Source organism: Frankia tisae, assembly GCF_025403405.1.
GTDB classification, from domain to species: domain Bacteria; phylum Actinomycetota; class Actinomycetes; order Frankiales; family Frankiaceae; genus Frankia; species Frankia tisai.
In genome coordinates, this window is sequence record NZ_JANEZT010000152.1 from 1 (window position 1) to 14,782 (window position 14,782).

Genomic DNA, 14,782 nt, shown 5'->3' on the forward strand with positions numbered 1-14,782 from the left:
GACAGGGGTACGGGGGCGCAGGCGCACGGGGAGTGCGACGGCCTCGTTCGCGGCCGGTGCGGGAATGGTCTCGGCCAGCGGGTACCTCGGCCGGGCTACCGGCTTCGCCCGACCGGCGACGGATTCACGCACGCCCGTGAGCAGGCGGTGACGGGCCTCGTTCGGGTCCTGTACCCCGGCGAGATTGACGAAGGTCACGACCGCGAGGAACCCGTCGAGCGGGGCGTCGTCCGTCCGGACGGTGATCAGCCTGCTCTTCGGATCGCTGGGATCGCCCCGCATGGCGGTCTGCCACTCCAGCATTCCCCACCGTGACGTCAGGTAGTGCCGGGACATGACCGCGAGGACGACGTGGGCCTCGGTGACCCCGCGGTCCATGAACTCCATGAAGTTGGTGCCGGGGACGAAGTCCCAGGCCTGAAGCACCGTCTGGTAGCCGGCCTCCTCGAGCTCCCAGGCGATCCAGCTCGCCCAGCGGACGTCGGTCGGCGAGTAGCTGATGAAGAACGACGGAGCGCCGCGGTTCGGTGCGGCCTCGGCGGCGGTCACCGCGGCGGATCCGGGATGCGGATGGCGGGCAGCTCCGGTGCCAGCTTCGCGGCTGCCTCGACGATGCTCAGCAGAGTGCCGAGGTGCTCGGGGCGCGCGGCGACGAAGGAGCACGGGGTCGGCCCCGTGCGGCCGTCGAAGACCTCCCCGTCGAGGGTCAGCACGGTCACGCCGGACTCCACGGCAAGCAGGTAGCCGGCCGGCAGGTCGATGTCCTCGGCCTGGTAACCGAGGAATCCGTCGATGTCACCGCGGGCGATCATCGACCAGGACACCAGAGGTGCCCACAGCGGCAGCACGCGCAGTGCCACGCCGTCGAGCACGTACTTCAACGCCCGCGCCGCGAGGTTGTGCCGGCCGACGCGATGGCCCTGCGTCCAGGCGACCGTGAGGCCGGGATCGCAGTTGTGCTCCCGGGCCCGGCTCGCCTGCCCGCCGTGGGGCCCATGCATCCCGCCGCCGCGCAGCGCGGACCAGGTGCGCTCGGTGACCGGATCGTGCACCACGCCGACCGTGGGGTGCCTGTCGGCGCACAGCGCGATCCCCACCACGTAGTTCGGCATCCCGATCGCGATGTTGTTGGTGCCGTCGAGCGGGTCGACCACCCACTCCCAGCGGCCCGCCGGTCCCGACGCGCCGAACTCCTCGCCGCGAATGCGGTGGTGCGGGAAGGCTGCTCGCAGCCGCTCATGGATGATTGTCTCCGCCTCGAGGTCGAGCACGGTCGCCAGGTCACCGGCTGCTCCCTTGGCGGCGATGGCGAATTCGCCCCGGGAACATTCCCGCAGCATCGCCCCGGCGGCCTCGGCCGCCTCGACCGCGACGGCGCGGGCCAGCTCCAGATCCGGCTCCAGATCCGGTTCGGCGCCGCCCGGAGCGTGCTTTGGCGGACGGCCCATTTCGCTCACAATTCCCCCTCGGCGATGATGGTTACATATGCGCCGGCGGCGGTGGCCGAGAGCTGTTCGACCAGGCCTTCTCCCGACGCGTTCCGTAAATATCGGGCAGCGCACCGCGCCAGGCACACCGTTTCCGCTGAATCACAGTACCGACGGCGGCGCCGGTGTGAACCCGTGTCTGGTGGACCCAGGGAACGGTCCGCGCCGCCGAGCCGACTCAGCCCAATGACCAGCGTGCACGCCTCGCCTCCCGGAACGACGGTGCGGTGGAAGGCCCCTGCCGGGAGATGGTAGATGTCGCGCGTCCCGTTCGCCCACATTTCACTCGTCCGTACGGACACCAGGTCGGCGGTGGCGCGGATCTCGTCCATGTCCGTGGTGCTGTCTATCTCAAATATCCGATATGCGTCACCGACGGCCGAATCGACTAGTTCAAGACACTGGTTCTGGACCGCGCCGCCAAGAACCAGGCTGTACAGATCCCAGCTGTGGCAGTGGAACGGCGACGTCGTCAGTCGGGTGACTGCGGCCGCGGCGGTCCAGAGGTGGACGCAGACACCCACCGGGCCACGCAGGAGGGGCAGGCAGATGAAACCGAGCGGATGGCGCAGGGCCGGCGTGGGCGGGCCACCGGTCAGGCCCTCGAGGGCGGCAAGGTAGTTCTCGACGGTCGCCGAGATCGAACGTCGGAGAGCATCATCCGGGGTCGTCCCGGGCGCACCCGTGGCATTCATGGCGGGCCTCACGCATAGGGGTTTCGGGGGTTGATCGCGCGCCGGATGATGTCGGAGACCTCATCATCTGGAAAGTCGTTCGGCAGCGGGACGGCGAGGCAGTCGAACAAGGCCCGCGCCTCGTCCGGCCTGGGCTGTTCGCTCAGCGGAGCCTGGTCGACGAGTTCCATCGGCACCCGGCGGGCCTGGTCGAGGCTCTTGCGTAGCTCGGTCTTCCAGCTGTCGTACTGCCGTCCGCCCCGCAGGACCAGGGTGCTGACCGGGGCCGGGTCGTCCTGCGTGATGATCAGGCTGTGGGAGGCCAGGTCCCAGCGGAACGTCGTCATCAGCGAGGACAGGCGTACGTCGATTTCCAGGAGGTTGAACCGCTGCTCGTACCAGGCGGCGGCGAGGATCATGGCGTAGGCCTCGTTGCGGGCGCGTTCCGGCGTCCACTCCTCGCCGGTCCCGTCCGGCCCGGGAGATATGTCGCGACGAAAACGGGCGTATCGCTCGCAGACGAGTCGGTCCGTCGGATCGATGATCTCAAGGGACATCGTGAGCTCGCGCCGCGCGCGCCGGGCGGCCGCCACACATTCGGGCAGCGTCACGGCCCTGATGTAGGTGCCGGTGCCGCCTTTGAACATCCACTCACGGGTGTCCGTCCGGGCCTCGGTGAGGGCTTCGGTGATCTCGACGCCGGAGATGACCCGAACCATCCTCGTCTCGCCCAGGGATTTACGGGCCAGCTCGACTGTGTTACCCACGTCGTTGAGGCGCCGGACCTGCTCGGTGAGCGGGGTGAGCACCGCCTCGAGCCGCTGCTGGGTGGCCGCCAGAGCGTTCTCGACCGCCTCCCGGTGGGTGCGGTCGCGCATAATCCCCATGGCCAGCAGGGCGAGGACCAGCAGAATCGAGTTGTTGACCGCCTGGACGTTGAGCACGTCCACCAGGCTGAGCACCGCCACGACAAAGGCGACAGAAAGCGAGATAACGCTCTCCGCGTAGCGCGTGAGCCAGCCCCCGAGGCGTCCCATGTGCCGGACTTTAGCACCGTGCTCCCGACTGGAATACCGTTCGAAGACGGTGTTTTCGGGGATCTGCGCCGAGGCAGAACCGCTCGGTGGCGGAGCTGGTCTGCGCCCTGTCGGCGCCGCCGCGGCGTGACCTGCGCCTACTCGGACTCACGCGCGCTCAACATACGGGCCGTCATCCGTGCGGCTCCGTCGAGACCGCGACGGTTCGGGCCGCGGAAAAGGGCCGGCCCGTGCCCGGACCGCCGCTATCAGGGCGCCGGAAAAGCTGTCGGGCAGCAATCCGACCGCGTGATCTTTTGGAATGGGCATTCGGGCCGGCGGGCTTCGCAGCGGCCGAGGCGCGGATCGAGGAGCTCGCGGCCGGGCAGGCCGTGGCCCGGGTGGCGAACGAGGAGTCGGTCGTGAGGAACAAGGAGGAATCGGTCGCGAGGAACGAGGCGCTGGCCGCGGCGAACGTGCGGCTGCGGCGGCGAAGCCGGATCGGTCGTTACCGGCGGATCCGCCGACGGAGTGCTCGTTGTGCCATGGCGCCAGCCGGCGAGGATTGTCCGCTCACTCGCAGCGGTAGGCTACCGGCCATGGCGGGGCTGAGTGACGTCGAGCTGGATGCTCTGGTCGAGCAGGCTGTCGTTGACGCCTACGGTGAGGACGAACAGCTCACAGCCTTCCACGCCGTGATCGGTGACGCTCTCGCTGTTCCCTTCCGGACCACCGTCTTGGGTATGGAGGTGACCGTCACGGGGATCGATCTGCTGCCTGGGAGCGGTATCGTCGCCGTCTGCGCCCGTGGGCGGCATCGCCAGGCGGTCGGCATCCTGGACCTGCCGCTGCCCACCCCGCCTCCGGCCGGGGCGGAATGGATCGCCGCCCTCCGGCACTGGGCGCCCTGACGGCGCGACGACGAGGGCGGGCTGGACGATGTCCGAGTACCAGTACTACGAGTTCCTGGCCGTCGACCGGCCTCTGGATGACCAGGAGCAGGCCGAGGTTCGGGCGCTGTCCACCCGGGCTCGCATCACCGCCACCCGTTTCACCAACGAGTACCACTGGGGCGATTTTCGGGGCGATCCCCGGAATGCGTCGACCCGCACGTCACCGCCTGGACCACCGGGGCGCATCTCGTCGTCGACCTGAGCAGCGAGGACGACGGGGACTGGGTGGAAGGCGCCGAGGACTTGCTGTCGGCGCTTGTCCGGTGTCCGCGCCGAACTCGCCGCCGGTGATCTGCGACCTCTCTACCTGGCCTGGCTGGCCGGCTATGGAACATGGGAACGCGACGAGAACGCCTTCGACGACGACGCCGAGGACGACCCGGAACCGCCGGTTCCCGCCGGGCTGGGTACCCTGACCGCGCCCCAGCGGGCCCTGGCGGACTTCCTCCGCCTCGACGCCGACCTGCTCGCCAGCGCGGCCCAGGCCAGTCCGCCCACGCCACCGACCAGGAACGATCCCCGTGCACTGGCCAGCTGGATCAAGGACCTTCCGTCGCTGAGCCGCGGGCACGACCCCGGGCGCGACGAGGGCGTCGGCTGGGAGCTCAGCTGAGGTGTGCGTGGAGGAAGGCGTCGACGATGTTCGCGGCAATGCGGCCTTGGTCTCCGACGTCGTAGCCGTGTGCCCGTGCCCAGAGACGTACTTCCACTGGGTCGTAGTCGGCGGCGGGGGGAGCCAGGGTTCGTTCCCGCGCCGGCCGTCCGAGTGAGGCCGAGGGGGACGAGCGACGGATGAGGGCGGGGTCGCCGTTACTGGTGGTGCTGGTGGCGGTGGCGAGGGAGGTTCTGATCTGGTCGGCCCCGCGTAGGCCTGGCGGCGTGCCCACGTGGGGAGCCGGCTGATCTGTACGGATCCTGCCAGGTGCGGGTCGGCGGAGATGAGGTCGGTGAGGTGATGGTGATGGGTGAACACGTTCTTCGTCTGTCGGTGCTCGCACAAGCTGGGCGACCTCGACCAGCCCTGCCTGCCTTGCCAGCCCGGCGAGGTGGTCGGACGGCCAGCGGTAGGCGCCTGTGACCCGGTGATCGTAGGCGTGTACTCCGGCCGCGGGCTCGTCGGTGGCCAGGTAACCGAGCAGCAGGTGGCCGCCGGGTGCCAGGACGCGGTGGACCTCGGCGAGGATGGCGGGGATGTCGGCGGGCGGGGTGTGGATGAGCGAGTAGCGGCAGAGGGCGCAGCTGAGGATGCGGCCCGGCAGGTCCAGCGCGGTCATCGTGCCCACCTCGAACCGCAGCTGTGGATGTGAACGTCGAGCGACGGCGATCATCTCCGGCGACAGGTCCACACCGAACACGTCCAGCCCGGACCGGTGCAGGTGGGCCGTTGCGTAGCCGGGCCCACAGCCAAGGTCCGCGACCGGGCCGGGCAGGGAGCGCACGAGGTCGGCGAACGCGGACAGCAGCGCACGCTCCAGCGGTTGGCGGTCGAGCACGTCGGCGAAAAGCTCCACGTACATCTCGGCCACGCCGTCACATGCCGCCGCGACGGTCGCCAGATAGCTCGGGGCAGACTCGGCCATGGCCGACTAGGCGTGGGCCATATGATCATCGGCCTGTCCGCCAACGCGGCCGGCACCCCGCCCTCTACCGGAGCCAGTCTCACCCGACCTCCGCGCACTCCGTGCCGCCGGCAGCCGGATAGATCATCGCCGCTTGGGCTGGCCAACTGCGGTGGCATCCGGTGCGCTGGCACTGGCCAACAATCGCGATCTGCCAGCCAGGAGTGGCCAGGTAGATCCGTTTCCTACACTTGCCACCCGGACCTCTAGCAAGGTCTCAAGTTCGCAGCGTGTCGGTAGTGCGTCGTCGGGGCTGATCGCGTCGGCGCCGTGCACGTACGCGAGCGCGTTGGCCACCTCCGCGGCGAACGCAGTCCCCACGCCGGTCGGATTGACCTCCGCGGTCGGCCGCCGGTCGACTCGGTCGAGCCTCATGCCGCCGTCCGCGGTGAGCTCGATGACGACCGCGCACTGTGCGGGCAGGCCCGTCCTGTTCCGCACGAGCCGGGAGGCAACCCTTCCCTGCTACTCAACTCTGGTCCACGAGACCCGCTACTGCCGGATTCGTTGATGCCTTGCCCGGGTGCGGTATAACTCCAAGGAAGGTGTCGAAGGGCGACAGCTGGGGGAGCAAGCGAATGAACCGTCCTTCCATACGGCGACGCACGGTATCGCTGCTCGGCAACAAATGGCCGCCGGATCCCAGCGGCCGCGTTTTTCTTTCAAGAAAGACCCGGCTTAGGGGTTGCTGCACTACTCGTCCGCATCTCGACCTGGCGTGGTGGCCTCGCGGAGATGGCGTCCGGCCGTCACGACGACAGCTTGCGGTCAGACAGGCGACCCGCATTCACGGACTCCTGGTGTTCGTGCTCGTGATCTGTGGAGCATGCGGGAGCGGGAGCCCAGCTCGGACGGGGACAGGCCCAGACGCAGTGATCACGCCGTCCGACTCCCCGCAGGCCTCGGCCCTGGCTGCCTCCCCGACAGCATCAGGACAGCTCAAGCCGACAGGAACACTCCCAAGTCCGACCCGGACTGGTACCGGGCCGGGCGGCGGCGGTACCAGTCCGGGCAGTGGTACCGGTCCCGGCGGCGGCGGTGGTGGTACCGGTGGTGGTGGTACCGGGCTGGGCAGTGGAACCGGGCCGATCGCGCAGAGCATCACGTTTCCGCAGGTGCGCAAACAAGTATGGCGCGACGGGGCGATGGTGCCGTTGCGCGCAACGGCATCCTCGGGGCTCCAGATTCACTACCAACTGATCGATGTGGGCGCCAGCCGGGTCTCCTGTACGAGGATCGAAGGGTCGTCGGTGATCGTCAACAGCCCAGGATCGTGCACCGTCGAGGCGAGCCAGGCAGGTAACGCTAAGTATCTCGCGGCCGCACCCGTGCGAATGACCTTTGAAATTGACAACATGATCTCCGAATACAGCTGGGACATGCCGACGTCGGCGAAGCTGTCCGAGGCACGGGTGCCAGTCACCTTGCGGCGAGAGACAGGCTCGAGCTACTGGAAGCTTCGAGTCGAAGGGCCCTGTGCACTGCGGGGACCCGACGGCGCGGACTACAGTTCCGTCTACTACAACGGTGCCGGTCCCAACTACGGAAGTTTCGTCGACGAAGCACACACCACCGGGGACCAGGATGGCCTGAATGGAAAGATAACCCTGACCGCTGCAGGTATCTGCTCGGTCTACTTCAGCGCCGGCGACGACGGTCGACAGAATGGCATCACCGAATTCTCGCATAGAATTAACATTCAAGCAGGATGATAGGTATCGGATGACTCCCTTGCCTGCTTCATCGCCCGGAGATGTGCCGTCGACCTACGATGTCTTCTTCTCTTATGCGCACACGGACCATCGGATCGTCCGGGACATCAGGGCCAGGTTGGCGGACGCCGGAATACGGGTTTGGATGGACGAAGCCCAGAACTCCCCCGGCGACCGCTGGCAGGCGAAAATCATCGAGGGGATTGCCGAATCCCGCACCCTCGCAGTTTTCGTCAGCAGTGACAAGCCCCCTAAGTACTGGGTGCAGAACGAGGTCGCACACGCCCACAATCTTGCATCGTCCGATCCCACATTCCGATTGTTCGCAGTCCTACTGGAAGGATATCCGGAGGATGCCGGACCGGAGCGGCTGCCATTATTTCTTGGGAATCAGCTCTGGGTCGACATGCGCCGGGGTGTGGCGAGCGGGTTTGATGATCTCCTGAACGCCATCCGCGGTAGAAGTCCCGTCAGCGCGGAACCTGTCCGCTGCCCGTACCGAGGTCTACGGGCCTTTGAACGGAGTCATGCCGGTGACTTTTTCGGCCGCGGTCTCGAGATCACCCGGATCCTCGAGGAGATGCGAACAAGCAAGTTCACCGCCGTGCTGGGCGCATCCGGGAGCGGGAAGTCGTCGCTCGTCGAGGCCGGAGTTCTGCCAGCATTGACATCGTCCACCGTTGCCGGTGTGCGGGCGTGGCGAGCCGAGGTAATCCGGCCGGGCCTGGATCCGTTGACCGAACTGGCCGCCACGATCGCAGCCCGGTCGGGCGGGAGCGCCGTGGATATCCGTGCGGCCCTGGCGCGCGACCCCGCGGCCCTGATCCCGCATAGTCGGACGCTCGCTCTGGAACAGGGGCCCGATGCTGGGATGCTCTGGGTTGTCGACCAGTTCGAGGAAATCTTCCGGTCACCGGATGTAGAAGGGCGCCGCCAGTTCGTCGACGCTCTGCTTCATGCTGTTGACGCCTTGAACGGCAGAGTGTGGATGCTACTGGTCATGCGGGTCGATTTTGTGCACCGCGCCTGGGAGCATGTAGCCCTCGCGCGGCGCATCGCCGAATGCGCCGTGATCATCGGACCAATGGAGGATGATCACGTTCGCGCGACGATCGTCGAGCCAGCTCACCGGGTGGGTCTCCGTCTGGATCCCAACCTGGTCGCCGCGATCCTCGACGACATCCGGGGTCTCACCACACCACTGCCCCTCATGGAACATGCTTTGAGCGAGCTCTGGCGGCGGCGCCCCTCCGGCCCACTCGATATCACCGGTTACCTCGAAATCAAAGGGGTGGGCGGCGCGCTGAGTCAACACGCCGACCAAGCGCTGAAGCGTCTTCCCTCGCCGCGGCGCGAGACTGCTCGACGAGTACTTACCGCCCTCACCTGGGCAAATGACGCGGCAGAGGACACTCGGCGCCGCGTAGTTCTCGACGATCTTGTGACGGGGCAGGACAGTGCGGACGACGTCCGAGCCGTTGTCCATGCATTACTTGCCGAGAATCTCCTGACAACCGGATACGATCAGAGCCGCCAGGACGAGACTATCGAGCTGGCGCACGAGGTTCTGATCACCAGCTGGCCGACACTGCGCGGCTGGCTGGCAGTCGACCGCGATCTACGTCGCCAACGCCAACGTCTGGCGTCAGCAGCCGCTCAGTGGGTTATCAGCGGGTGGGATGATTCTGAGCTGCTACAGGGTAAGCGTCTCGACGAGTTTGGGAAGTGGGCGGAGGATCCGGCAAAGATTACTGCAACGGAACGTGCCTACATCGATGCGAGCGTCGCTGCCCGTGCTGCCCGTCTAGCAGAGGAAACCCGCCGAGCCGAAAGCCTGCGGCGCCGCAATCGTATCCTTTCGAGCGTATTGGTTATGCTGACTGCCGCCGGTGTCATGGCGACCTACTCCTACATTCAGTACCAACGCACGAAGGCCGCCGAGCACACGTCGCGGGCGTTGGAGCTCGCAGCGTCGGCGAACGAGACCCGCGGACGGACTCTGGATCTCAGTCTCCTGCTGAGCCTGGAGGCCCGACGCCGGGCCCGCAGCCCTGCGGTGGAGGCCAGCCTGCTTGACGGAGTCGCGCAGGCACCGGGACCGATTCGTTATCTCCGGTCAGACGTGGGTGTCGATCAGGCACTCGCATATTCGCCGGATGGAACCGTCCTCGCCACCGGCGCAGCCGACGGCACGGCCCTGCTGTGGGACGTGGCATCGGGCCGTGAACTTCGCCCGCGGCTCACCGGCCACAGCACCGTGATCAGCGCCCTCGGCTTCCGTGCCAACGGAGCTGAGATCGTGTCCGTCGATCAGGACGGTGAGATCATCCGATGGGAGCGGCGGAGCGGCCACATCCTGATCGACACCGGAGGCGGTCAGCGGGTGGCGTCGGCTGTGGTCAGACGGGACGGCAGCATGATTGCTATTGGCGGTCGGGATGGAACACTCCACCTGATGTCGGCTGTCGACGGCTCGCCGCTCGCTCCCGAAGTCCGCATCGGTGGAGGCCGGGTCCGTGCGCTCGCTGCCGATCCGCTCGGACGGTTCGTCGTCGCCGGAGATGACCTTGGCAGGCTGACCTTCTGGGACTGGACTGGCCACCCGTATGCGCCGCCGGCGCCTGTTAGCGACCAGACGATCCGTGCGCTTGACATCACCCCCGACGGCGCGACGATCGCGATCTCGGTCGGAGACGACGCGATCCAGCTATGGGATGTCAACGCCCAGGTCCTGCACCCTGCACCCTTGTGGTCCCGTACCGGCGGCGTCAGTGCTCTGGCCTTCGCGGTGGTCCCGCCGCGAGCAGCCGGACAGGGAGACCATCGCGAACTCGTGGTAGGAGCGACTGCCGGCGGGGCCATCAACATCTGGGATACAGCTCAGCCCGGGCTGGGCCCGGCCACCGTCGATGGCTTCAGTGGCTCGGTCCGCGCCCTTTCCGCGGCGCCGGACCGGCGGACTGTTGTGGGGGTGACGGCCAACGGCACCGCCGTGGTCTGGGACATCCGCGGCCAACCAGCGATTGCGGATACTCCTCCAGGGCATACGGCTGCGGTCACCGCCACTGCGTACAGCCCCTCCGGTCGGTGGCTGGCCACGGGAGACGCCAGTGGCAATGTCATACTGCGCGCCGGGACCGATGCGAGCGCCCGGACGCCACTGCGCGCTACGCCAGGCCACATCGCATCTCTCTTCTTCTCTGCCGACAGCACTCGCCTGGTCGCCGTCGACACCAAGGCGGCCTTCACTGTCTGGCGCCTACCGGAAGGCACACCGGTCGCATTCCGTGGGTCGTTCCGCGGTCCCGTGGTAGGCGCCGCAGGGACCTCACGCGACATTGTCATTGCGACACCGTCAACCGTCGGTGTTTTCGATCTCGAGACAGGCCGACTACGACGAACATCTCCTGCCGGAGGGCAGGTTGCATCGATGGCCACAACCGCGAGAGGAGATCGACTCGCGCTCGGATACGAGGACCACACGATCGGTTTATGGGACGTCGGCTCCGGCCGGTCAGTCGGGCGTCTAGCCGGTGGTCATAGTCTGCGGGTCTCCGCACTCACGTTCAGCCCGGATGGCACCACCCTTGCCTCGGGCAGCGACGACAGCGCAGTGCTGCTGTGGGACGTGCGACATCGCACCATCACCACCCGCCTGCTTGCACATAGCGATCAGATATTGAGTCTTGCCTTCCGGGCGGACGGCCGGCGACTAGCTTCTACCGGCGAGGACCACACTGTAATCCTCTGGAACATCGATGAGAAAACGCCACTCAACGCAGGGCTACGGTTCTCGCTTGACCCGGGAGCCGGCGAAGTTTCCACCGCGATTTCGTTCCGTCCCGACGGCGCCCGTGTGTCCACGGCGATGTCCGGATTCCTGGTGGTATGGAATACCGACGAGAACGAGTGGCCGCGCGTCGCGTGCGCATTGGTGGCGCGCGATTTGACCGAATCCGAACGCCGGGCCTACCGGATCGCGGACGAACTTCGGGCATGCCCGATTGGAGCCTAATTAAACGTAAGTGTTCGGTGAACCTGTGGGATGTTGCCTGGGCAAGCGGGTGACCGGGTGTCGGTCGAGCCTCGTTCTGCTGGCAGGTTGACGAGATGTTGTCGCGACATGCCGGTCAGGCGCGTGATGTGCCTGTCGGGTGATGGTGTGTGCTGGGTGTTGTGTCCCCTGCGCCGACGGTCGAAGACGCCGATGTGGCGTATTGGAGGGCTCGTGCCGAACACACGGAGGTTCGTGCGGAGCGTGCGGAGGCCACCGCCGAGCAGCTGCGGGCACGGGTCGAAGAACTGGGCGGGCAGGTCGCGGTGCTCAGCCGGATGCTGTTCGGTCGTTCGTCGGAGAAGAGCGGCCCGTCGTCGGCCGCGGGCGGTGAACCGGAAGATCCGCCGGTTCCGGGCGGCGGGACTACTCGCATCTGGACACCCGCGAGGAGGTCCACGACGTGCCCGAGGCCGAGCGAGCCTGCGCCGGGTGCGGGGCGGTGGTTGAAGACTTCGACCGGCTTCGCCCAGGTAGGGCAACGCCAGGCTGCGCCAGCCTGCCACCGACGAATTCCCGCTCGTCTGCCACAAGGCGGCGGCTGAGACGCGCCAGCCGGAGACGACCGGAGCGGGCCGGACACCGTCAGGCATCGTCTTGGCGCCGGCCGAGCCGCCGCCCAGACCCGAATGGGATCTCTGGGCTGTGGAAACAGCGTCCGATCAGCCGGTGACGTCGCGGCCGATGAGCTGGCGGCCAAAGATCTACTGCTGGAGCTCGTTGGCCCCCTTGAAGATTTCGAGAATCTTGGCGTCGCGGTACATCTCCTCGAGGCGGACCGATTCGCCGCTCTCGGCCACCCGGCGGGCGAAGCCGACCGCGCCGTGGATCTGGATGGCCTCGCGGACGAGGTCGTTGGCTAGGCGCGTGCCGTACGCCTTGGCCATCGAGGCCTCTGTACGGCGCTGCGATCGCCGCGGTCGAGTAGGAGCGCGACCTTCTGGTACAGCGAGCGGGCATATTCGATCTGGGTGGCCCGCTGGGTCATCTCGGTGACCGTGCAGGTCCCCTGCATCGGATAAGCCAGTCCGCGGCCCGGGCCTGCGCCCGCAGCGCGACGGCCTCGTCGGGCAGCCACCCGTCGTGGGTCATCCGGTCCTGCGTGCGCGGTACCTGCGGCATCTGCGGGGCCGCGTGGGGTGCCAGGGTCGTCAGCGGTCGGTCGCCATCGAGGTGTTCCTCGCGTCGGGAACCCCGTCACAATAACAGTCAGACCTGACTGTTATTTCTTTCCTGCCGCCGGGCAGGGCTTCGAACGCCGCCGCGGTCAGCCCGCCGGGGCCGTCAGCATCTCGCGCAGCACCCGCTTCCACAGGGCCAGGTGGGGATCGGCCCGCGGGTTGCGCCCGGTGACCGCATAGGTCACGGCGACCCCGCGCATGCTGATGAAGATCAGAGCCCGGGCGGCGGGAAAGTCCGGATGGGCGCTGAGTACCGGCCCGTACATCGTCGCGACGACGCTGTTGATCGCGCCGCCGAGCTGCCGTTCGGCGGCGGCGAGGGTGGGGCAAGATCGGTGTCGGTGCGGGCCGCTGTCCACAGCTCCATCGCCGCCCAGAAGTACGCCGCCCGGAAGGTCTCCCACAGCAGCTCGGTGGCGAGGTCGACCCGCTCGCCGTCGGTGGCCAGCCGCCACCAGCAGGTCCTCCCGGGACGGGAAGTGGTGCAGCAGCCGGCCGCGGGACACTCCGGCCCTGGTCTGGATCGCCACGGTGGTCGTCCGGGCGTAACCGTCTTCGAACAGCCCCTGGACCGCCGCGTCGAGGATGAGTTCGCGGCTGCTGGCGCGGCGCTGCCGCTGGGTACGCCGGGGGTCGGGATCATCGACGGGCATCGGCCGACGATAGCGGGCTGTGCCGGTCCGGCCGGTTCGGTCGCGGTTAGCGGTTAGCGGCGGCCTTGCCGGCGGGTGCCTGCAGGCCGCCGGGTCCGCCAGGTTCGCCGGGGACAAGGGGGACGGCGGAGTGTCGCGCGTCGGGCCGCAGCCAGGCCGCCCCGGTGGACGGGCCGGGGCGGCCCAGCAGGTAGCCCTGACCGTAGGGGATGCCCGCGGCCATCGTGGTGGCCAGCTCCGCCGCGGTCTCGATGCCCTCCGCGACGACGCTGCCCCCGATCTCGCCGGCGACCTGGACCAGGCCGGTGGCGATGGCGCGGCGGGCGGCGTCGGCGTCGATGCCCCGGGTGATGATGCCGTCCAGCTTGATGATGTCCGGGCGCAGGTGGAGGAGCTGCTCCAGGCCCGCATAGCCGGTGCCGATGTCGTCGATGGCGATCCGCACACCCCGGCTGCGCAGCACCTCGACGGCCTTCAGTAGGTGTTTGTTGGTCCCGATGTGCTCGTGCTCGGTGATTTCGACGACGAGCCGGCCGGCCATCGCGTCGGGAAGCAGGTCCAGCAGGCCGGCGGAGATGGTGGTGGGGGAGGCGTTGACGGCCAGGGTGAGGTCGCCGGGAAGCACGGGCAGGACGGCGAGCGCCCGGCGGATCGCGAGTCGTTCCAGCTCGGTGCTCAGCCCGACGATGGCCGCGTCGGTATACCAGCGTTGCGCCCCGCCAGGCGCGCCCGGGAACCGGGACAGCGCCTCCACTCCGATGATGCGCTGGTCGGCGAGCCGGAAGATCGGCTGATAGATGATCTGGGGGCCGCCGCTGTCGATGAGGTCGCTGACCTTCTGCCAGATCTGGCGCCGCCGCGCCCACATCTCGTGCAGGTCGAGGACGGTGTCGCTGAGGAACGCCGCGAGCAGCCGCAGGAAGCGCCCGTCGCGGTCGGGTCTCGCCTGTCGGGCCTGGTGCCCGATGCAGCAGAGGATGCCGTACACCTTGCCCTCGCCGTCGACGATCGGCGCCGAGACGTAGGAGCCGATGCCCCGCTCCGTGACGTCGCGGTGGCCGGTGAGGTGCGGATCGGCCCGGGTGTCCGCGACGATCTCGGGCAGCTCGCCGGCCAGCACCAGCCCGAGCAGGGAGTCCCGGCGGCCGACCGTTGCGCCCGCGTGCAGCCCGAATCCGGCGACGTCCCCACTCAGCACCTGCAGGACCAGGTGTTCGTCCTCGACCCTGGCCAGCGCGGCGAGATCCATGCCTAACTGGCGGCGCAGGATCTCAAGGAGATCCGCAATCACCATGTCCGGTTGGGACAGTTCCGTCCCAGCGGCGGCCATCGCCAACGCGGGCACCATCCGGACCACCTCCGCGGCGAGTATGCCCGCGGTGACCTGCGGTCATGCCGGACGGCGGCGACGGTGGGCAGGCGGCGACGGTGGG

General features: G+C 68.0%; 13 protein-coding genes and 1 pseudogene. 5 read left to right on the forward strand and 9 right to left on the reverse strand.

The window, feature by feature from the left end:
- The 4 genes from NBZ85_RS15890 to NBZ85_RS15905 form a co-directional block, all read right to left on the reverse strand.
- A partial coding sequence (locus tag NBZ85_RS15890) for a toll/interleukin-1 receptor domain-containing protein (protein WP_261562135.1) occupies positions 1 to 549 on the reverse strand: 549 nt, incomplete at its 3' end.
- Complete coding sequence (locus NBZ85_RS15895; RefSeq protein ID WP_261562136.1) at positions 546 to 1,448, reverse strand: inositol monophosphatase family protein; 903 nt, start codon at positions 1,446 to 1,448, stop codon at positions 546 to 548. The genes NBZ85_RS15895 and NBZ85_RS15890, both read right to left, overlap by 4 nt.
- A 5-nt stretch (positions 1,449 to 1,453) precedes the next feature.
- Positions 1,454 to 2,011: a hypothetical protein gene (locus NBZ85_RS15900; protein WP_261562137.1), complete on the reverse strand. Its 558-nt coding sequence runs from the start codon at positions 2,009 to 2,011 to the stop codon at positions 1,454 to 1,456.
- A 179-nt stretch (positions 2,012 to 2,190) separates the two neighbouring features.
- Complete coding sequence (locus tag NBZ85_RS15905; RefSeq protein WP_261562138.1) at positions 2,191 to 3,198, reverse strand: hypothetical protein; 1,008 nt, start codon at positions 3,196 to 3,198, stop codon at positions 2,191 to 2,193.
- A 296-nt stretch (positions 3,199 to 3,494) separates the two neighbouring features.
- On the opposite strand from NBZ85_RS15905, the gene NBZ85_RS34050 reads away from it, so the two are divergent.
- From NBZ85_RS34050 to NBZ85_RS34060, 3 genes are read left to right on the forward strand one after another with little or no spacing between them, the layout of a single operon-like run.
- Positions 3,495 to 4,088 (forward strand): hypothetical protein, encoded by a 594-nt coding sequence (locus NBZ85_RS34050; RefSeq protein ID WP_261562139.1) that lies wholly within the window; start codon positions 3,495 to 3,497, stop codon positions 4,086 to 4,088.
- A gap of 28 nt (positions 4,089 to 4,116) precedes the next feature.
- Complete coding sequence (locus NBZ85_RS34055; RefSeq protein WP_261554617.1) at positions 4,117 to 4,332, forward strand: hypothetical protein; 216 nt, start codon at positions 4,117 to 4,119, stop codon at positions 4,330 to 4,332.
- Between the two features lie 54 nt (positions 4,333 to 4,386).
- A complete protein-coding gene (locus NBZ85_RS34060) occupies positions 4,387 to 4,743 on the forward strand; it encodes a hypothetical protein (protein ID WP_261554616.1) in 357 nt (118 codons plus the stop codon).
- On the opposite strand, the gene NBZ85_RS33780 is transcribed toward NBZ85_RS34060, so the two are convergent.
- A complete protein-coding gene (locus NBZ85_RS33780; RefSeq protein ID WP_438803084.1) occupies positions 4,736 to 5,128 on the reverse strand; it encodes an Lsr2 family DNA-binding protein in 393 nt (130 codons plus the stop codon). The two genes, NBZ85_RS34060 and NBZ85_RS33780, sit on opposite strands and share 8 nt — an antisense overlap.
- Positions 5,102 to 5,710 (reverse strand): annotated as a pseudogene (locus tag NBZ85_RS15925) (class I SAM-dependent methyltransferase); the annotation flags it as partial. The pseudogene NBZ85_RS15925 and the gene NBZ85_RS33780, both read right to left, overlap by 27 nt.
- 911 nt (positions 5,711 to 6,621) lie before the next feature.
- Between NBZ85_RS15925 and NBZ85_RS15930 the strand changes: the two are divergent.
- The gene (locus NBZ85_RS15930; RefSeq protein WP_261562140.1) at positions 6,622 to 7,461 is read left to right on the forward strand and encodes a hypothetical protein; all 840 of its coding nucleotides are present in this window, start codon (positions 6,622 to 6,624) and stop codon (positions 7,459 to 7,461) included.
- 10 nt (positions 7,462 to 7,471) lie between these two features.
- Positions 7,472 to 11,476, forward strand: coding sequence for an nSTAND1 domain-containing NTPase (locus tag NBZ85_RS15935; protein ID WP_261562141.1), 4,005 nt, complete (start codon positions 7,472 to 7,474; stop codon positions 11,474 to 11,476).
- Positions 11,477 to 12,219: 743 nt separating this feature from the next.
- On the opposite strand, the gene NBZ85_RS15940 is transcribed toward NBZ85_RS15935, so the two are convergent.
- From NBZ85_RS15940 to NBZ85_RS15950, 3 genes are all read right to left on the reverse strand, one after another.
- Positions 12,220 to 12,402, reverse strand: coding sequence for an acyl-CoA dehydrogenase family protein (locus tag NBZ85_RS15940; RefSeq protein ID WP_261559283.1), 183 nt, complete (start codon positions 12,400 to 12,402; stop codon positions 12,220 to 12,222).
- Positions 12,403 to 12,782: 380 nt separating this feature from the next.
- A complete protein-coding gene (locus NBZ85_RS15945) occupies positions 12,783 to 13,349 on the reverse strand; it encodes a TetR/AcrR family transcriptional regulator (RefSeq protein WP_261559284.1) in 567 nt (188 codons plus the stop codon).
- A gap of 46 nt (positions 13,350 to 13,395) precedes the next feature.
- A complete protein-coding gene (locus tag NBZ85_RS15950) occupies positions 13,396 to 14,697 on the reverse strand; it encodes a sensor domain-containing phosphodiesterase (RefSeq protein ID WP_261562142.1) in 1,302 nt (433 codons plus the stop codon).
- Positions 14,698 to 14,782: the final 85 nt, after the last annotated feature.

Excerpts from the sequence above, each read along its gene's own strand:
- NBZ85_RS15935 (WP_261562141.1), top strand. The coding sequence starts at position 7,472 with ATGACTCCCTTGCCTGCTTCATCGCCCGGAGATGTGCCGTCGACCTAC.
- NBZ85_RS15940 (WP_261559283.1), bottom strand. The coding sequence starts at position 12,402 with ATGGCCAAGGCGTACGGCACGCGCCTAGCCAACGACCTCGTCCGCGAG.
- NBZ85_RS15950 (WP_261562142.1), bottom strand. The coding sequence starts at position 14,697 with ATGGTGCCCGCGTTGGCGATGGCCGCCGCTGGGACGGAACTGTCCCAA.
- NBZ85_RS15905 (WP_261562138.1), bottom strand. The coding sequence starts at position 3,198 with ATGGGACGCCTCGGGGGCTGGCTCACGCGCTACGCGGAGAGCGTTATC.
- NBZ85_RS34055 (WP_261554617.1), top strand. The coding sequence starts at position 4,117 with ATGTCCGAGTACCAGTACTACGAGTTCCTGGCCGTCGACCGGCCTCTG.
- NBZ85_RS15945 (WP_261559284.1), bottom strand. The coding sequence starts at position 13,349 with ATGCCCGTCGATGATCCCGACCCCCGGCGTACCCAGCGGCAGCGCCGC.
- NBZ85_RS15895 (WP_261562136.1), bottom strand. The coding sequence starts at position 1,448 with ATGGGCCGTCCGCCAAAGCACGCTCCGGGCGGCGCCGAACCGGATCTG.